The sequence below is a fragment of the Curtobacterium sp. NPDC086286 genome (assembly GCF_044746255.1).
Classification (GTDB): Bacteria; Actinomycetota; Actinomycetes; order Actinomycetales; family Microbacteriaceae; genus Curtobacterium.
Window position 1 is genome coordinate 262,005 of the sequence record NZ_JBIVBW010000005.1, and the last position, 18,788, is coordinate 280,792.

An 18,788-nucleotide genomic window follows, 5' to 3' on the forward strand; every position below is an offset into this window, starting at 1 on the left:
GTGGGGGCAGGACCGGAACAGCATACTCACCGCATCACCCAGGACGCCGGTGCGCGCTGCGGACCGGGCGACACCTGTCGTCCGCCCCCGTGCGGGGGTGAATGTGCGCGGATTGAACCCTCAACCTTCACTTTGGGGTTACCGTTGACGCAACCCGGACCCTTGTCAACATCCACAGGACGGCCCGTCAGCATGCACTTCGCGTCACGGCCGATCGCTGCGTTCGCGGTGGTCGGTGTTCTCAGTCTCCTCGCGGCGGGTTGTTCCGCCACGAGTGACGACGACCCCACCGCGTCGCCCACGCGGTCCGCCTCACCGACTCCGACCGCGTCGGCGACCGCGACGTCCGCCCCCTCGTCGACCCCGTCGCCGAGCAGCTCCGACGACGCGGACGACAGTCCCTCGGCGTTCCCGGGCTCCGGCCAGACGACCGAGCCCGACGACGACCCGTCGGACTTCCCGGCCACCGCCGTCGTCACGTACGCCGGGTGGGACACGGGCAGCCGGACGCTCCAGGCCGGTGGACTCGTCTCCGGCACGACGAACACGTCGGGCACGTGCACGTTCACCGCGACGAAGAGCGGTGTCACCCGGACCCTGACCAGCACGGCTGAGGCGAGCGCGTCCTCCGTGAACTGCGCGCAGGTGTCCTTCCCGGCGGCCCAGGTGTCCAGCGGCACCTGGTCCATCACCCTCGACTACCGGGTCGGCGCGCAGTCGACCACGTCCGACCCGATGACGGCGGAGGTGCCGTGATGCGATCCATCCGAACCGACGGGCGACGACGCCCGCTGCGGTCGTCCCTCGCCCTGGTGGCCGCCCTCGCGGTCGCCGTGAGCGGCCTGACCTTCGGCACGGTGCTGTCCGAGCAGACGACGACGGAGTCCGCCTCGGCCGCGACCGCCGCGTCGTTCGACCCGGGCAACATCATCAGCGACGTGAACTTCTACAACGGGTCGGCGATGAGCTCGTCGTCCGTGCAGTCGTTCCTCAACAGCGTCGCGCCGAACTGCAAGCAGGCATCGGGCGGCCCGGCGTGCCTCAAGAACTTCTCGCAGAACATGAGCGGCATCGCCGCCGTGTCCGGTCGGTGCTCCGCGATCAACGGCGGCGTGAAGTCGGCGGCCACGGTCATCGCGCAGGTCGGCGCCGCGTGCGGCATCAGCCAGAAGGTCCTGCTCGTCCTCCTGCAGAAGGAGCAGGGCATCGTCACGACGAACAGCCCGACGAGCTACATGTACCTGCACGCCACCGGCTTCGCGTGCCCGGACACCGCGCCGTGCGACCCGAAGTACTACGGCTTCGGCCAGCAGGTGTACGCCGCCGCGCTGCAGTTCAAGCGCTACCAGGCCTCGCCGACGTCCTGGGCCTACCAGGCCGGCCGCAACAACTCGATCCTCTACAACCCGAACGCCGCGTGCGGTCGGAAGACGGTCTACATCAAGAACCAGGCGACCGCCGGGCTGTACATCTACACGCCGTACACGCCGAACGCCGCCGCGATGTCGAACCTCTACGGCACGGGTGACGGCTGCTCGGCGTACGGCAACCGGAACTTCTGGCGCATGTACACCGACTGGTTCGGCTCGCCCACCGGTGGCAGCTCGCCCGCCGGGCACGTCGACTCCGCGACCGCCGGGTTCCGCCAGGTCACGGTGGGCGGCTGGGCGTACGACCCCGACGTCGCGACGAGCCCGATCCGGGTGGCGTTCTACGTGGACGGCGTCGGCAAGAAGACCATCACGGCCGACGGGGCGCGTTCCGACCTGGGCAGCCAGCTCGGCGCCGGCAACACCAGCCACGGGTTCTCGACGACCCTCACCGGGATCTCCGGCGGCAGCCACAACGTCTGCGTGTTCGGCATCAACCAGGGCGCCGGTGCCAACGCACTGCTCGGCTGCCAGCAGGTGACCGTCCGGACCGGGGCACCGTTCGGCAAGCTGGACCAGGCCACCCTCGCGGCGGACAAGCTCAGCGTCCGCGGCTGGGCGATCGACCCGGACACGAAGTCCTCGATCCCCGTGCAGCTCCGCGTGGACGGCGTGGCGAAGAAGGCCTGGACCGCCAGCGCCTCGCGCACCGACGTCGGGAAGATCTACCCGGGCTGGGGCGACGCGCACGGTTACTCAGCGACGATCAGCGGCATCGGCGCCGGGAAGCACACGATCAGCACGTGGGCGAAGGACACCTCCACGGGCAAGTGGACGCAGCTCGGGGCGAAGACCGTGACGAAGGCGAGCGGTTCGCCGTGGATCGTCATCGACGAGGCATCGTCGACCGCTCCCGGCAAGCTCAAGATCCGCGGCTGGACGGCCGACCCGGACACGATCGCCCCGCTGCGCGTGCACCTGTACCTGGACGGCAAGGCCCTGACCTCGTTCACGGCCGACCAGACCAAGGCGGGTCTCGACAAGGCACTGCCCGGCTACGGTGACGACCACGCGATCCTGTTCACCCGCAGCAGCGTCCCGGCCGGGAAGCACCAGCTCTGCATCATCGCGATCAACGTGGGCCCCGGCGGCAACAGCAACGTCTGCACGACGTTCCAGACGCCGACCGGCCCGCCCAAGGTGAAGATCGAGTCCGGTTCGTCGCCGACGCTCGGCTCGCTGCAGGTCAGCGGCTACGCGGTCGACCCCGACACGGTGCAGCCGATCGGCGTGACGTACACGGTCGACGGCAAGAAGGTCACCACCGGCACGGCCGACCAGGCCAGCGCCACCGCGGCGAAAGCGTACCCCGGGTACTACTCGAAGCACGGCTTCCAGGCCACGCTCACCGGCATCGGTCCGGGCAAGCACACCGTGTGCGTCGTCGGGACGAACGTCGGGGGTGGGAAGGACGCCAGCGCCTGCAGCACGGTCGCGATGACCTCCGGCAACCCGGTCCTGCTGCTCGACGAGGTGTCGTCGCCCGCGGCCGGCCAGGTCAAGGTGCGCGGCTGGACCATCGACCCGGACACCGCGTCCCCGATCCAGGTGCACGTGTACGTGAACGGCGCCGGCGCGAAGTCGCTCACCGCGAACGAGGCGAAGGCGTCGCTCGCCACCACCTACGGCGGGTACGGCGCGAACCACTCGTTCTCGACGACCGTGTCCGGCTACAGGGCGGGCAGCACGCAGGTCTGCGTCTACGCGATGAACACCGGCGCGGGAGCGAACACCACGCTGTGCCGGACGATCACGGTGAAGTAGTGCGCTGACGGTCCGACGGACCACGATGCGAGACGGGAGGCGCCCCACCAGCCGGTGGGGCGCCTCCCGTCTCGTCCGTGGTCGGCTCAGCCGCGTCCGGTACCGCGGCGCACGGCGCGCGCCAGACCGCCGAAGCGGTGCAGCAGGCGGTACTCGGCCGACCGGGTGAGCTCGTCGTACCGCAGGGCGATCGTGTCGCGCTCCTCCTCCGCACGCCGACGCGCGGCGTCGAACGACGCCACCGCCTGCTCGGCCACGACGAGCCGCTCGTTGATGTCGCGGACGCCCTGCAGGTGCACGTCGCGCTCGAGCTCGGCGACCCGCAGGACCTCGCGCTCGTTCGTCGCCCAGCGGAGGAACGGGGACCGGCTGCCGGTCCGGGACCGCGCGTGCTCGATCGCCGCCTCGAGGACCGGGCGCACCTGCTCCGCACGCGCCGCGAAGGAGTGTCGCTCGACCACGACGGCGCGCAGCCGTTCGACCAGCGCCGTCCGCTCGTCGGCGGGCATCGCGAGCGCCCGCTCGAGGGACGCGGCGTCCTCGAACACGGGGACCTCGCCGAGGCCGAGCTCGTCGAGTCCGAGCGCGCAGTCCGTCACGGGGAGTGCCCCGGATGCGAGCGACTCGTAGAGGCGGGAGTTCAACGTGCCGTACTCGGCGGCGGGCGCGATGACGTCGTCGACGACGAAGGCCGCCGACCGGTAGACCTCGGGGAGCGCGAAGTAGGGGACCATCGGCCGCAGCTCGACGCCGGGGGACGGGTCGACGTGCTCGGCGTTCGCGGCGAACCAGACGATCGGCTCGGCCGGACGGACGTCGTCGAGGACGTCCTGCACGTGGCGGCGGACGCCCCAGAAGTTCACGGTCGCCACCGCACGGTCGCTCCGCGGGGTACCGGGGTCGGTCGTGAAGAGCTCGAGGTCGACGCCGATCGGCACGACCTCGACCGGGCCGTCGTAGTGCGCGGCGACGGCGTCGCGCGCGGCGCTCGACGACGTCCAGATCGCCTCGAACTCGTCGAGGTAGGGCAGGGCCGCCCACTTCGCCGTCCAGTTGCGCACCCACGCCACGAGGGCGGTGGACGGCGGCACCCGGCCCGGCACGAAGGACTCGATCATCACGACCACGACGGCCGTGTCGTCCGAGACCGGGTCGGCCCAGCGGGTGATCGGCCACATCGCGACCCCCCACCCGGCGTCCCGCAGCGCCCGGGCGAGCCCGAGCGCGACGTAGAGGTCGCCCTTGCCCTCGGCCGGGTCGTCCGTCGACACTGCGAACCGGACGGTCCCGCGCGGCCCCTCGGCGTGGTCGCCCGCGGCGATCGCGGCGTAGTCCGCGGCGAGGGGGGAAGACGTGGGAGCGGTCGGGATGCTGGTCGCGGTCACCGAGCCATTCTGCACGAATCGGCGCTGATCTCAGGGGAGCGCGGGCGCGCGCCTTGTAGGGTGTCATCGGCCGTCGGCACCCCGCGGCCGACCCGTCGACCCGCGCCAGGTGCGCGGCAGCTGCTGGAGGAACCGCGTGACAGAGCGCAAGCCGGGAGTCGTGTCCGTCATCCTCGTGAACTACAAGGGCACGGACGACACCCTGACGAGCATCGCGGAGCTCCGCAAGCAGGACTGGCCGCAGGACCGGCTCGAGGTCATCGTCGTCGAGAACGGTTCCGGCCCCGAGCACCTCGGTCGGCTGAAGGCGTCGGAGCTCGACTTCACGCTCGTCGACGCCGGTGCGAACCTCGGCTTCACCGGCGGCTGCAACCTCGGCGTCGAGAAGTCCTCCGGCGAGATCGTGGCGTTCCTCAACAACGACGCCCGACCCGACACCGGCTGGGTGCGCGAGGCCATGGCGACGTTCGCCTCCGGCGCGGACATCGGCGCCGTGGCGTCGAAGGTCCTCGACTGGGAAGGCGTCAACGTCGACTTCACCGAGGCCGCGATGACCTGGTACGGCATGGGCTACAAGCCGTTCGCGGGCTCGCCGGACACCGGGCGCTGGGAGTCCGAGACCGACGTGCTGTTCGGCACCGGCGCGGCGATGTTCATCCGTGCGGAGCTCTTCGAGCAGCTCGACGGCTTCGACGACCGCTACTTCATGTTCTACGAGGACGTCGACCTCGGCTGGCGGCTCAACCTGCTCGGCTGGCGCTTCCGGTACCAGCCGAAGTCCGTCGCGTTCCACAAGCACCACGCGTCGATGAACAAGTTCGGCGACTTCCGCGAGACCTACCTCCTCGAGCGCAACGCCCTCTTCACGCTCTACAAGAACCTGGGTGACGAGCAGCTCGCAGCGGCCCTGCCCGGGTCGCTCGCGCTCGTCGTCCGTCGCGCCGTCGGTCGTGGCGAACTCGACTCGACCGAGCTCGACCTCCGCAACCCCGGCGACGACAGCGTCCCGACGATCCCCGTGCCGAAGACGGCGATGGCGGGCATCTACGGCGTCGACCAGTTCGTCGAGCAGCTGCCGTCGATGACCGAGTCGCGTCGGCAGATCCAGGCGACCCGCGTGCGCAGCGACCGCGAGCTCCTGCGCCTCTTCGGCAACCGCGACGAGCCCGCGTACCCGATCGAGAACTACCTGGCCGGCTACGACAAGATCGTGCACTCCCTCGGCGTGCTCGAGGTCGGCACCCGGCGTCGGATCCTCATCATCACGGGCGACTCCATCGGCGAGAAGATGGCCGGTCCGGCGATCCGTGCGACCCAGATGGCGAAGCAGCTCGCCGGCGAGCACGACGTCCGGGTCATCAGCCTCACGCGCTCGTCGCAGATCGACCCCTCGTACGAGGTCGTCACCGTGCCGCACCGCCACCCGCGCCAGATGGTCGAACACGAGGCCTGGGCCGACGTCATCATCGTGCAGGGCCACGCCCTCCGCCTGTTCCCGGTGCTCGAGTCGACGAGCAAGATCCTCGTCGTCGACGTCTACGACCCGCTGCACCTCGAGCAGCTCGAGCAGGGCCGCAGCGACGACGTCGACCAGTGGAACCGGCAGATCCTCGACGCGTCGGACACCCTGAACCACCAGCTCGAACTCGGCGACTACTTCATCTGCGCCTCCGAGCGGCAGCGCATGTTCTGGCTCGGCCAGCTCGCCGGCTCGGGTCGTGTGAACGCCCGGACGTACTCGCGCGACCCCGACCTCCGCTCGCTGATCGGCGTCGTGCCGTTCGGCCTGTCGTCGACGCCGCCGGTGCACGACCAGCAGCGGGTCAAGGGCGTCGTCCCCGGCATCGGGAAGAACGACAAGCTCGTCGTCTGGGGCGGCGGCATCTACGACTGGTTCGACCCGATCACGCTCGTCCGCGCCATCGGCCGGCTCGCCGCGAAGAAGCCGAGCGTCAAGCTCTTCTTCATGGGTGTGCAGCACCCGAACCCGGACGTGCCCGAGATGGACATCGTCGCCAAGGTGCGCGCCGAGGCCGATGCACTCGGGCTGACCGGCAAGAACGTGTTCTTCAACGACGCGTGGATCCCGTACGAGGAACGCGGCGCCTACCTGCTCGAGGCCGACGCCGGCGTCTCGACGCACTACGAGCACCTCGAGACCACGTTCTCGTTCCGCACCCGCATCCTCGACTACCTGTGGGCGCGCCTGCCGATCGTCACGACCGCCGGTGACTCCTTCGGTGACCTCGTCGCCGAGGAGAAGCTCGGCATCGCCGTGCACGAGCAGGACATCGACGGCCTGGCCGCAGCGCTCGAGACGGCGCTCTTCGACAAGAAGGCCCGTGCCGAGTTCATCGGCAACGTCGACCGCGTGCGCGAGCAGTTCACGTGGGAGAACGTCCTCGCCCCGCTCGTCGAGTTCTGCCGGAACCCGATCCGCGCGGCCGACAAGAGCGTCCGCGACACCTCGTCGACGATCCAGCCGCACGCCATGCGCGTGCGCGTCCCGGACCGCAAGAAGCTCTACGGCGTCCGTCACGACCTCGGTCGCGCCGTGCACTACTTCCGGACCGAGGGCCCGCGGAGCGTCGCGGGCAAGATCAAGCGTCGGCTGCAGAACCGGTGACCGCGGGCGCCACGGCGCTCGTCATCGTCCCGACCTACAACGAAGCCGAGAACGTCCGCACGATCGCCGCAGCCGTCCTGGGCGCGCTGCCGGACGCACACCTGCTCGTCGTCGACGATGCCAGCCCCGACGGCACGGGTGACCTCGTGCGGCAGCTCGCCGCCGCGGACGACCGGGTGCACCTGCTCGAACGCTCCGGCAAGCTCGGCCTCGGGACGGCCTACGTCGCCGGCTTCCGGTGGGGGCTCGAGCGCGGGTACCCGCTGCTCGTCGAGATGGACGCGGACGGCTCGCACCCGGCCGACCGGCTCCCGGCACTCGTGGCCGCGGTCGACGGCGTGGACGACGTCCTGCTCGCGATCGGGTCGCGGTGGGTCCCCGGTGGGTCGGTGGTCGACTGGCCGCTCCACCGCGAGGTCCTCAGCCGCGGCGCGAACACCTACGCCCGGTTCGTGCTCGGCATCGGCGTGCGGGACGTCACCGCGGGCTTCCGGGTCTACCGCGCCGACGCGATCGCCCGGATGGACCTCGACTCGATCGACTCGAAGGGGTACTGCTTCCAGGTCGACATGACGTTGCGGGTGGACGACCTCGGCGGCCGCATCGTCGAGGTCCCGATCCGGTTCCGCGACCGGGTGCACGGCGTCTCGAAGATGAGTCGTTCCATCGTGCTCGAGGCCATGCTCCGCACCACCCAGTGGGGCCTGCAGCGGCGCTTCGGTCGCCGACGCGGCGCACGTCGCTGACGCGACCCCTGGACGGTCGGGAGGCGCGGTGCCAGCTGGCACCGCGCCTCCAGTCCGTGAAGGGGATGCGGCTCAGACGCAGCTCACGTTGTAGTCCTGGTTCCCCACGACGTACTGGGCCATCCGCACCTGGCTGCCCGCGGTGAGGCCGCCGGCCGAGCACGCCTTCTGCGCCGCCGCGACGCCGTCGTTGCCCACCGCGATCCAGCTCGGCAGCCCGCGGAGCGTCGAGGTCGACGGGACGGTCCCCACGATCTGCCCGAACTGGTACCCCGTCGAGTAGATGCCGATCGTCGAGACGCCCGCGGCCTTGAGCGCGGCGACCATGCCCTCGATGTCGGCGCGGTTCTGCGTCTGGTAGTCCTTCGCGTCGGAGGCCCCGAGCCACGAGAGGCCCGTCTCGACGTCGATCCACCAGCGGTACGACGAGGGATTCGGGACGCCGCGGGTGTTCGCGGCCTCGTACGCACGGGTGTAGCCGTACATGTACGAGCAGGCGCTGGTGTACGCCTTCGCCGTGCACGTGCCGTACGGGTTGGACACGGTCGTGCCCGACGGGTCCCGGTTGGACGACGGCCAGACCGAGGCGGCCTTGCCGGGGTTCGCGGCGAGGGCGTAGAGCTGCGCCTTCGGCTGCGACGTGCCCCCGGCCGACCCCGCGGCCCACGCGAGCTGCGGGGTCAGGTACTGGTTGTCCTGGTTCGGCAGCGAGCCGTTCACGCCGACGACGCCGAACGCCTGGTTCGACGGGTAGTTCGACGAGGACCCGCCCTGCGGCCACGAGACGTCGGCCCCGAAGCCGGAACCGCTCGACCCGTCGAGGAAGTACCCCGCGACGTCGAGGTGCAGCTGTGCGGAGCCCTTCGACACCTTCGCCTGCACCCGGCGGTCGACGCTCGACCCGGTGACCTTCGCGACGACGAGGTTCGCGACCGAGGTGCCAGCGTCGAACACCTGCGTCGCGACCTGGGGGTCCTGGCCCGCGGGCGTGACGCGGAGGTACGCGGCCGTGGTGGGCTTCGTCGTCTCGGCGTTCGCGACGACGGCCGTGGCGGTCCCGGGGACGCCCGCGACACCGGACAGTCGGATGGTCCCCGCGGTGGCGGACACCGAGCCGGCGAACGCACGGGTGGTGTCGATCGGGACGAACACCGAACCGGTGGACGAGTTCGAGTAGTAGCCGGCGACGTCCATGTAGACCGTGCCCGAGCCCTTCGAGAGCTTCACCTGGGCGGCACCGTCGTCGGAGAGCTTCACGATCGCGAGGTTCGACAGCGCCTGACCGGCCGAGTAGAGCTGCGTCACGACGGAGGGGTCCTGCCCGGCCGTGGTGACGCGGACGTACCCGGCGACCGTCGGGTTGCTGACCTGCACGTTCACGGCGACGGCGGTCGCGTCGGCCGGGATCCCGGCGCGGCCGGCGAGGGGCACCTGCGTCGGCGTGGTGCCCACCGTGGCGCCGAACACCCGCGCGGCGTCGAGCGGGGTGTAGGTGGCACCGGAGCCGTCGGCGTAGTACCCGGCGACGTCGAAGTACCCGCTCGCCGTGCCCTTCGAGAGCTTCGCCTGGATCGAGCCGTTCACGAGCCGCACGGTGACGAGGTTCGCGATCGTCTGCCCGGCGGCGAAGTCCTGCGTCGCGACGGTGGCGTCCTTGCCCGCCGGGGTGACGCGGACGTAGCCGGCCGCGGTGGGCTTGGCGACCTCGACGTTGACGACGACGGCCGTGGCGTTCGCGGGGACCCCTGCGTTCCCGGCGATCTTCACCACCTTCGGCGACGTCGTCAGGGCGCCGGACCAGACGCGGGTCGTGTCGATCGGCGTGTACCGGCCGGTCGTCGGGGCCGCGGCCTGCGCGGTCGAGACCGGTGCGACGACGGCGACGGCGGTGGCGACGAGCGCGGTGGTCAGGGCGAGTGCGAGGCGTCGGTGCAGGCGCATGTGGTTCTTCCCCAGGTTCGTGGACCGCCCCCTGACGGTCTCCGGCAGTCTAGGTGCACGATGCAACGGATCGGGAGTCAGCGGCAGGCGACGACCGTGTGTGCCTCGTCGGACGCCGAGACGATCGGCCCGCCGAACAGCGAGGTGTTCCGGCAGTCCTGGTGGAGCCCCGTGAGGTCGTGCGGGTTGATCAGCGACGTCTCCATGCCGTGCAGGGGACTGGTCGCGGGCACGGTCCCGAACAGCAGCCGTGCGACCGACGGTGCGGTGCGGACGCCCACCGGCACGCCGAGCGACCCGAGGTACGCGGCGGCTCCCTCGACGAAGGCCGTGTCGTCGGCGACCGAGAAGTCTGCGAAGTCGCTCTCCACGGACAACCACCAGCGGTGGCCGGCGGGGTCCGGGAGCCCGTGGTTCTGGGCGGCGTCCCATGCCTGCCAGTAGCCGAGGACGTACGAGCACGCCGGGTCCTGGGCTCCGGTGCACGTGCCGTAGGGATTTCCGGCGACGACCGGACCGCCGTTCGGGGTCTGGTCGGACAGCGGCCACGGGCGGGCGCGGGCGCCGGCGGGGGACGCCGCAGCGGTCGACGCGCCCCAGTTGAAGAGGGTGACGGCGTACTGCACGGCCTCCTGGTTCGTCGTGCCGGTGCCGGACGTCGCGACGGCGAGCGCTGCGGGACACAGGGCGTACGTGTTCGTCCGCGGGGCCATCCGGAGGATCGTGAACTGCGGACGCGCGTACGACGACGGGTCGGAGGTCGGCCCGCCGGTGCAGTCCTCCCCGTTGACGACGACGCCCGTCCCGACACCGGTCCGACGGTCGACGAAGTAGCCGGTGACGTCGACGTGCACCACGGCGGTTCCGCGCGACACCGAGACCTGCGCGGTGCTCGCCAGGTCCCCGATCGTGGCGGCCGTGAGCACCGCACCGGCGATCGACTGCCCGGCGCCGAACTCCTGCGTGGCGACCTGGGCATCGGTGCCGGCCGGCGTGACACGGACGTACCCGGGTGCCGACGGTCGGGTGACCTCGACGGACCCGGTGACGGCCCGCACGGCCGTCGGGAGGGCGGCGCGTCCGCTCACCGGTGTGGCCACGGGGGTCTGTCCGACGGTGGTGGCGAGCACTCGGGTCGGTGCGACGGGGACGAAGACCGCGTCGTCGTCGCCGTTGCGGTAGTAGCCGGAGACGTCGAGGAAGACGTGCGCCCGGCCGGCGGAGAGCCGCACCTGTGCGGAACCGGAGCGGAGCTTCACGACCTGCAGGTTCGACACGGTGCGTCCGGGAGTGAACTCCTGGGCGGCGACCTGGGCGTCGCGGCCGTACGGGGTCACCCGGACGTAGCCCGTCGCGGTCGGGGCGGACACCTCGGCCGTGAGGACGACCGCTGCCGCGTCGGCCGGGATCCCGTGCGTGCCTGCGAGCGGCACCCGGACGGGTGCGGTGCCGACGGCCGCCGAGAACGCGCGGGTGGGCGGTGTGGGCGTGAACGTCGTCGTGCCGTCCGCGTCGTACGTGCCCGCGAGGTCGACGTACACGCGGGCCGACCCGGCCGAGGTCTTCAGCGTGATCGTCGAGCCGGAGCCGCCGACGGTGACGAGTGAGGAGATGGTCTGGTGTGCGGCGAAGTCCTGGGTCACGACCGACGTGCCGCTCCCGTACCGCGGCGTCACGCGGAGGTACCCGGCGTGCGACGGGTCGGCGACCTCGACGTTCAGGACCAGGCCACCGATGCCGGTGCCGACGGGGAGACCAGGATCGAGCTCGATGTTCCGGGCCGTGGTGCCGATCGTCCCCGACCAGATCCGACGGGTGTCGGCGGGCGAGTACCGCCACCCGTGCGGCTGCACGTCGCCGGGGTCCGCGGTGGTGGCCGACGCGGTCGGTGCAGGGGTCGCCGAGGCTGCTGCGGGGACCGCGACCGCTCCCGCGAGGAAGACCGCCGCGGCGGCCAGGACGGTGATCAGACGGCGCGACGGCACGGTTCCCCCTCGGAGCTCGCCGACGGGACCGCCGGGCGGCGCCCGCTCGGGCGCCTTGGAATCGTATTGGCGCCCGCAGCGTCCCAGCCTGTGGTTCCGCTCAGGGATGCGGCCCGTGTTCGGGGGAGGCGACCGCCTGGAGGCGCGGCTGGCGCTGTCAGGGCGGGTCGCGCCTCCTGGACCCGCCGGCCGCGCCGGATCCGTCAGCCGCGCGGCAGGTGCCGCCGCCACGACCGCCGCCGCGCGGCGATCACGAGCACGGCGACGAACACCATCAGCCCGGCCCCGTGCAGCAGGTAGCTCTCCGCCGCACTCGTGACGCCCAGCAGCACCAGCACCGCCGCCGGCCACACGTAGGCGACCCCCGGGAACGTCGTCGCCGTGACCCACGCCCGCGCGAACGCGAGCAGCGCCGTCACGGCGAGGATGATCGTGCCCGCGAGCCCGATCTGCAGCCACGCGTCGACGAACGCGTTGAGGCCCGACGTGAACCGCTGCCCGGCCGGGTCGATGAACGTCACGTAGGGCACCACGGCCTCGTGCGGCCACGTGCCGACCCAGCCCCAGCCCTGGATGGGGAACTGGCTCACGAACACGCGGATCTGCGCCCAGAGGTCCACCCGGGTCGCCGTGCCCCCGGCCGCCCCGATCTCGGCGAGGACCCGGTGCCGGGCGACGATGCCGAGGCCGATCATGAGCAGGACCGCCCCGCCGAGCACGCCGTTCACCACCGGCCGGGTCGTCGGTCGGGCGTGCCGGAGCGACCACAGCGCGAGGGCGGTCACGGCCAGGGCGATCATCGCGAGCCCGGTGATGGGGGACTGCACGAGCATCAGGGCGATGACGGCGAGGGTGGTCGAGCCGATCGCACGCCACATCGTGACCGAGCGGGTGAGGAACTCCACCACGAACGTCACCAGCGCCATCGCGGCGATGAACCCCATGAAGTTCCGGGTCCCGCCGATGCCCTGGATCGGGCCGCCGTACGCGATGTTGCCCTGGATGCCGAACGCCGGGATCGGGGTGTCGAGGACGAGGCCGGACAGGACCTCGAGGCCGAGCGCGACCACCAGCAGGATCCGGAAGGCGTCGCCGGACGCCCGGATGACCTGCACCAGGTCGCGGCCGAGCGCGAGGTAGAGCCCGAGCCCGATGAAGCAGACCGTGCCGACCAGCCCCCGGAGCGCCACCCACGAGTACTCGCTCCAGAGGACGCTCAACGCGCAGTACCCGACGAACGCCAGGAGCGAGAGGGGGAGCACCCCGTGCCACTCGATCCGGTACCGCTGCCCGAGCAGGCTCAGGCCGGCGAGGACGAACAGCGTGACGAGCACGGCCCACACACCGGCACGACCGACGAGCGCGGTCACCGTGGGCTGCGCGAACGCGAAGAGCACGATCACGGTCGCGAGTGCCTGGCTGAACCGGCCGCCCGCGGAGAACCCGATCCACGCCGACAGGTACCGTCGCGCGAGCACGCGTCTGGTCACCCGGCCGTCCGTCACCTCACCATCTTGGCCCATCCGGCCTCGTCGGCAGGTGGACGCCCCGGCGTCGCGCCCTGCACCGAGCCGGCGGCGGCCTCGATCGGCGTGCCCCGGACGTCCGCGACACGACGGCTGCACCCCCGCGCGGATATCCACGATCCGCGATGTCGGCGGTACGATCGCCGCACCATGGCGCGCGGGTGGCGGCTGTACGGCGCACCGACGGTCGCTGCGGTCTTCGGTGGGTCCGTCACGGCCGTGGCCTGGTGGCGGCTCGGCCCGGTGACCCGCGGGACGGCGTGGGCCGAGGACGGCGGGGTGTTCCTCCGCGAGCGGCTCGCACTCGGCCCCGGCGCCGTCCTGGAGCCGTACGCCGGGTACCGCCACCTCGTCCCGCGCATCGTCGTCGACCTCGCCTGGCTCCTGCCCGTCGAGCGGTACGCGGTCGCGGTGTCGGGCCTGTCCTGCCTGGTCGTCGGGGTCGTCTGCGCGCTCGTGTTCCTGCTCTCCGGTGACGTCGTCCGGCCGTGGCCGCTCCGGGTCCTGCTCGCCGCGGTCCCCGTCGTCCTGCCGCTCGCCCCCGTCGAGATCAGCGGCACCGCGGCGAACCTGCACTGGTACGTGCTCGTCCTGGTGCCGTGGCTGTACACGCACCGTGCCCGGACCTGGTGGGGAGCGGTGGCGCTCGCCGTGGTCACGGCCCTCGGCGTGCTCAGCGAGGTCCAGGCGACGCTGTTCCTCCCGCTCCTGCTGGTCGCCTGGCTCCCGCTGCGACGCACGGCCACCGGACGGGTGGACCTCCGCCCGCTGCCGGTCACCCTGGCGGCGGTCGTCGGCAGCGCGGTGCAGGTCGCGACGGCGCTCACGGACCCGCGAACGTCCCGCCCGGGCGAGCCGCGCGCCTCCGATGTGCTCGCCGGGTACCTGCTGCAGCCGCTCGGGGGCGCGTGGGACCGTCGGGTCGGTGTCGTGGCGGAGACGGTGCACGCGCACGGGTGGGGCGTGGTCGTCCTGCCGACCGCCCTGCTGGTGGTCGTGCTCGTGACGGCCGTGGTGCTCGGCCGGGGGCGTGCGCGGTGGGTCGTGGTCGCCCTCGCCGGGGGCTCCCTGGTGGTGTGGTGGGCAGCGCTGGTGGCGAACGGGTCGGCGGTGCAGGACTGGGTGGCACTCGGGCCGGCCGCGCTGGCGGTGGGACCGCAGCGGTACGCGGCAGCGTCCGGGCTGCTGCTCGTGTCGGGAGCGGTGGTGGCGGCGTCCGTGGTCATCGGGTCGGTGGGAGTGCCGGGAGGCGCGGGTCGGCCCGGTGCGGGTCGGTCCGGTCCGACAGTCGGCCGGTCGGCGACCGCGGGCCGGCTGGTCGCGGTCGTGCTCGCGTGGTGCGTGGTCGCCGCGGTGGTCGTCGCCGCCGCCTGGAACGCCGCTCCGGGGACGACCCGGCGGAGCGCCGGCCCGGTCTGGTCCGCGCAGGTCCCCGCGGCCGCCGAGGCCTGTCGCGCCGACCCGACGCTGCCGTCCGTCGTGCTCCGGACCGCGCCGTGGCGGGCCGCGGTGCCGTGCGACCGCCTGGTCGAGCGGCCGTGACGACGGGACCGGTGTCGGGGGCCGGGGCGGGCTCGGGTCAGCGGCGCGCGGGCGTCCGGAACTCGCGGCGGGCCGGGGGCGTGCGGGGACCGTCACCGGCGGACACGGGCTCCTCGCCGACGAGCACGATCCGGGTCTTGATCGCGATGAGGGCGAACAGGACCCAGTTGCCCTGGTAGAGCAGTCGTGACTCGGCGACCGACTGCACGAGCAGCGCCACGACGACGAGCAGCGGCAGGAGCGACACCGGGTCGAACGGACGGGGGGAGAGCGATGCGTCGTAGCCGATCCGGGTGGCCGAGGCCCACGACCGGCTGAGGGTCGTGACCACGTAGACCACGAAGATCGCCAGTCCGATGACACCGGTCTGCATCCACACGTCGAGGTAGGCGTCGTGCGCCTGCAGGTAGGTCACGCCCTTGCGGTGCGCGAGGTCCGCGAGGGTCGGGATGCCCGGCCACCAGTAGCCGATCCAGCCCCAGCCGACGACGGTGTGCTCCTGGATGAGCCCGATGACCCGCTCCCAGATCACGCCGCGGCCGGTCGCGTCCGAACCCTTGCCGAGCAGCTCGGACACCTGGCCGCGGGCGAGGAACCCGAGCACGGCGACGACCACGGCCCCGACGGCGACGGCGAGGTAGCGAGGTGTCCGTCGTTCGGTCGGGACCCGGCGGATCCAGAGTGCGACGGCGAGCGCGACGAGGACGACGAGCCCGGCGGCCAGCACGGTCGAGGAGCGGGTGAGTGCGAGGACGACGAGGGCCACGACGGTCCAGCCGATCGCGCGGTTGCGTCGGAGTCGCCCCTCGGCGTACTGGACGGCGACGGCGATCACGGCGAGGAGCGCGACCATCGCGAGCAGGTTCGCGTTGCCGGGGAGACCCTGGATGCGCCCGCCGGTGAAGAGCTCGGCGCGTGAGAAGTAGAAGGCGTCCGGGATCTTCCGGTCGCCGTAGTCCGTCCACGCCGGTGCGATCGGGTGCCGGAGGACGACCGCGACGAAGGCCTCGAAGAGCAGCGACCCCATCAGGACCCAGCGCAGCGCGAGGCTCAGCGCGTCGGTGATCCGCCGCCACGTCAGGGTCGAGGCGATCGCGAAGGCCGCGCCCGCGCAGATCACCTGGACCGCGAGGCTCGAGATCGTCGCGAACCGCCAGTGCGACCACACCACGGACACCAGGCACCAGGCGAGGAAGAGCCAGAGCGCACGCGGTGTCCGGGTGAGCGGCGGGCGGGCCCGGACGATGATCGTCGTGGCCCAGACCCCGGCGGCCGCCCAGAGCAGTCCGGCGCCGACCCACGTGAGCGTGTTCGGCACGGCGTCGCCGGCGAAGAGCACGAACAGGATCGTCGCGCCGAATGCGAACGCCTCGCGCTCGGGCACGGATCCGCGCGCCAACGGCCAGGTGTTCGTCACGACGCCAGGGTACCCGGGGAGCGCACGTCGACCGCCGATAGGCTCGTGCGCATGTTCCTCGGCATCACGAACACGCCCCGCGACTACGCCTGGGGATCCGTCACGGCCATCCCCGAGCTCCTCGGCCGGACCGTCACCGGCGCACCGCAGGCCGAACTCTGGCTCGGCGCGCACCCGGGCAGCCCGAGCGTCGTCGTGAACCCGGCGATGGTCGGCGGCGCGGACACGCTGCTCGACTGGATCACCGCGGAGCCCCGGGACGCCCTCGGACCGGACCGCACGGGGCTCCCGTTCCTGCTGAAGGTCCTCGCGGCCGCCGCCCCGCTCTCGCTGCAGGCGCACCCGACACCCGAGCAGGCGCGCGAGGGGTTCGAGCGCGAGGAAGCGGCGGGTGTCCCGATCGACGACCCGGCCCGCAACTACAAGGACCCGTTCCCGAAGCCCGAGCTCGTCGTGGCGCTCAGCGAACGCTTCGAGGCGCTGAGCGGCTTCCGCCCGGTGGCCGAGACGCTCGCCGACGTCGAGGCGCTCGACGCCGGGTCCGGTCGGCTCGGCCCGCTGGTCGTGCACCTGCAGCACGGGCTCGAGGACACGGTGCGGTGGCTCGAGACCGGCGACTCCTCGGCGCAGGCCGTCGTGCAGGCCGTGAGCGACCTCGCTGCTGCGCTCCCCGACGACGCCGTCACCCCGAACACCGCGACCGTGCGCGACCTCGGCACGAGCTACCCGGGCGACCCCGGCATCGTGGTCTCCCTGCTCATGCACCGCGTGACGCTCGCCGCGGGTGAGGCGATGTACCTGCCCGCCGGCAACATCCACGCCTACCTCGACGGGCTCGGCATCGAGCTCATGGCCCCCTCCGACAACGTCCTGCGCGGCGGGCTCACGCCGAAGCACGTCGACGTCCCGGAGCTGCTGCACGTCCTCGACTTCACCGCGTACCCGGCACCCGTCCTGACCCCCGAGCCGATCGCCGCCGGCGTCGAGCGCTTCGCGCCGGACGGCGTCGGGTTCGCGCTGCTCCGCGTCACGGGGGACGGACGCCCGGTCGGCCTGGCCTCCGGCGGGGTCGCGCCGCTGCACGGCCCCTCGATCGCGATCTGCACGGCGGGCGCGGTGACGCTCGTCGGGGCGCAGTCCGCGACGCTGCTGCGCCAGGGGGAGTCCTGCTACATCACCCCCGACGAGGGCGACGTCACGGTCGAGGCCGACAACGGCAGCGGTCTGGCGTCCACGGTCTTCATCGCGACGGGTGCGTGAACCCGCAGCGCGTGGCGGTCTGACGCCGCGCCGGTTCCGCTAGCGTGGCCAGCATGAGTTGGCTGGTCACCGGCGGCGCCGGGTACATCGGGTCCCACGTCGTCCGAGCACTGCGTGCGGCGGGCATCGACACCGTCGCGTTCGACGACCTCTCGAGCGGCTTCCGGGCGTTCGTGCCCGAGGACGTGCCGTTCGTCGAGGGCACGATCCTCGACGGCGAGCTGGTGGCCCGGACGCTGCGTGAGCACGCCGTCACCGGTGTGGTGCACGTCGCGGGGTTCAAGTACGCGGGGGTGTCGGTCGAGCGACCGCTGCACACCTACGAGCAGAACGTCACCGGCATGGCGACGCTCCTCCGGGCGATGGCGGAGAACGGCGTCACCAAGGCGGTGTTCTCGTCGAGCGCCGCCGTCTACGGCACGCCGGACGTCGACACCGTGGTCGAGGACACCCCGAAGGCGCCGGAGTCGCCCTACGGCGAGTCGAAGCTCATCGGCGAGTGGCTGCTGCGCGACATGGAGGTCGCCGCGGGCTTCACCACGACGTCGCTGCGCTACTTCAACGTCGTCGGGTCGGGGGAGCCGGACCTGTACGACGCCAGCCCGCACAACCTCTTCCCGCTCGTCTTCGACGCCCTGCTGGCCGGTCGCACGCCGCGGATCAACGGCGACGACTACGCCACGCCCGACGGCACCTGCGTGCGGGACTACATCCACGTCGCCGACCTCGCGCACTCGCACGCGGTCGCCGCGCAGAAGCTCGAGGCGGGCCAGACCCTCGAGCGCGCGTACAACCTCGGCAGCGGCGACGGGGTCAGCGTCCGGCAGATCATGGACGCCATGGCGAAGGGCACCGGCATCGCGTTCGAGCCCGAGATCGCGCCGCGACGCGCCGGTGACCCCGCGCGGATCGTCGCGACGGGCGAAGCGGCTGCGCGTGACCTCGACTGGGCGATGCGCCACACGCTCGACGAGATGGTCACGAGCGCCTGGGAAGCCCGGCGCCGCATCGGCTGACGGGCCGTCGCGGCCGGCTGAGGGGGCGTCAGTTGTCCCCCGAAACCCCGACAGACCGGCCGCGACACGCCCGTACGGGGGACATGACACGCCGGAACCGTCAGTGCCTTCTATGATCCGCGACTTGACTCTCGCGAATGACACCGCTGT

Annotated in this window: 12 protein-coding genes; 7 read left to right on the plus strand and 5 right to left on the minus strand. The window is 72.2% G+C overall.

All coding sequences use genetic code 11. The features are described from left to right. Window positions 1-192 precede the first annotated feature (192 nt). Window positions 193-756, plus strand: a complete 564-nt coding sequence (locus ACIPKM_RS11385) for a hypothetical protein (RefSeq protein WP_070418483.1) — start codon at window positions 193-195, stop codon at window positions 754-756. Next, window positions 756-3,194 carry a hypothetical protein gene (locus tag ACIPKM_RS11390; RefSeq protein ID WP_071303789.1) on the plus strand — a complete coding sequence of 813 codons (2,439 nt, stop codon included), beginning with the start codon at window positions 756-758 and terminating at the stop codon, window positions 3,192-3,194. Before ACIPKM_RS11385 ends, ACIPKM_RS11390 begins: the two co-directional genes overlap by 1 nt. Window positions 3,195-3,280: 86 nt before the next feature. On the opposite strand, the gene ACIPKM_RS11395 is transcribed toward ACIPKM_RS11390, so the two are convergent. Then, window positions 3,281-4,579 carry a glycosyltransferase gene (locus tag ACIPKM_RS11395; protein WP_402736753.1) on the minus strand — a complete coding sequence of 433 codons (1,299 nt, stop codon included), beginning with the start codon at window positions 4,577-4,579 and terminating at the stop codon, window positions 3,281-3,283. A 136-nt stretch (window positions 4,580-4,715) separates the two neighbouring features. On the opposite strand from ACIPKM_RS11395, the gene ACIPKM_RS11400 reads away from it, so the two are divergent. Both ACIPKM_RS11400 and ACIPKM_RS11405 read left to right on the plus strand, forming a co-directional pair. Further along, entirely contained in the window at window positions 4,716-7,205 is a 2,490-nt protein-coding gene (locus ACIPKM_RS11400; protein WP_071303791.1) for a glycosyltransferase, read from the plus strand. Further along, complete coding sequence (locus tag ACIPKM_RS11405) at window positions 7,202-7,951, plus strand: polyprenol monophosphomannose synthase (protein ID WP_402736754.1); 750 nt, start codon at window positions 7,202-7,204, stop codon at window positions 7,949-7,951. The genes ACIPKM_RS11400 and ACIPKM_RS11405 overlap by 4 nt, the downstream gene beginning before the upstream one ends. Before the next feature lie 72 nt (window positions 7,952-8,023). On the opposite strand, the gene ACIPKM_RS11410 is transcribed toward ACIPKM_RS11405, so the two are convergent. The 3 genes from ACIPKM_RS11410 to ACIPKM_RS11420 form a co-directional block, all read right to left on the minus strand. Beyond that, window positions 8,024-9,892 (minus strand): hypothetical protein, encoded by a 1,869-nt coding sequence (locus tag ACIPKM_RS11410; RefSeq protein WP_071296409.1) that lies wholly within the window; start codon window positions 9,890-9,892, stop codon window positions 8,024-8,026. Window positions 9,893-9,969: 77 nt separating this feature from the next. Then, window positions 9,970-11,877, minus strand: coding sequence for a hypothetical protein (locus tag ACIPKM_RS11415; protein ID WP_071296410.1), 1,908 nt, complete (start codon window positions 11,875-11,877; stop codon window positions 9,970-9,972). Window positions 11,878-12,080: 203 nt separating this feature from the next. Further along, entirely contained in the window at window positions 12,081-13,367 is a 1,287-nt protein-coding gene (locus ACIPKM_RS11420; RefSeq protein ID WP_139202026.1) for an O-antigen ligase family protein, read from the minus strand. 186 nt (window positions 13,368-13,553) lie between these two features. On the opposite strand from ACIPKM_RS11420, the gene ACIPKM_RS11425 reads away from it, so the two are divergent. Then, window positions 13,554-14,945, plus strand: a complete 1,392-nt coding sequence (locus ACIPKM_RS11425; RefSeq protein ID WP_071296411.1) for a hypothetical protein — start codon at window positions 13,554-13,556, stop codon at window positions 14,943-14,945. A 37-nt stretch (window positions 14,946-14,982) separates the two neighbouring features. Here ACIPKM_RS11425 and ACIPKM_RS11430 read toward each other — a convergent pair whose 3' ends face one another. Then, window positions 14,983-16,362, minus strand: coding sequence for an O-antigen ligase (locus ACIPKM_RS11430; RefSeq protein WP_139202027.1), 1,380 nt, complete (start codon window positions 16,360-16,362; stop codon window positions 14,983-14,985). Window positions 16,363-16,413: 51 nt separating this feature from the next. Between ACIPKM_RS11430 and manA the strand changes: the two genes are divergently transcribed. After that, window positions 16,414-17,622, plus strand: a complete 1,209-nt coding sequence (gene manA, locus ACIPKM_RS11435; protein WP_071296413.1) for a mannose-6-phosphate isomerase, class I — start codon at window positions 16,414-16,416, stop codon at window positions 17,620-17,622. Window positions 17,623-17,675: 53 nt separating this feature from the next. Then, window positions 17,676-18,638 (plus strand): UDP-glucose 4-epimerase GalE, encoded by a 963-nt coding sequence (gene galE, locus ACIPKM_RS11440; protein WP_070418491.1) that lies wholly within the window; start codon window positions 17,676-17,678, stop codon window positions 18,636-18,638. Window positions 18,639-18,788 lie beyond the last annotated feature (150 nt).

Bases quoted from the DNA above. Each gene is read 5' to 3' on its own strand.
- ACIPKM_RS11385 (WP_070418483.1), top strand. From the start codon at position 193: ATGCACTTCGCGTCACGGCCGATCGCTGCGTTCGCGGTGGTCGGTGTT.
- ACIPKM_RS11390 (WP_071303789.1), top strand. From the start codon at position 756: ATGCGATCCATCCGAACCGACGGGCGACGACGCCCGCTGCGGTCGTCC.
- ACIPKM_RS11410 (WP_071296409.1), bottom strand. From the start codon at position 9,892: ATGCGCCTGCACCGACGCCTCGCACTCGCCCTGACCACCGCGCTCGTC.
- ACIPKM_RS11425 (WP_071296411.1), top strand. From the start codon at position 13,554: ATGGCGCGCGGGTGGCGGCTGTACGGCGCACCGACGGTCGCTGCGGTC.
- manA (WP_071296413.1), top strand. From the start codon at position 16,414: ATGTTCCTCGGCATCACGAACACGCCCCGCGACTACGCCTGGGGATCC.
- galE (WP_070418491.1), top strand. From the start codon at position 17,676: ATGAGTTGGCTGGTCACCGGCGGCGCCGGGTACATCGGGTCCCACGTC.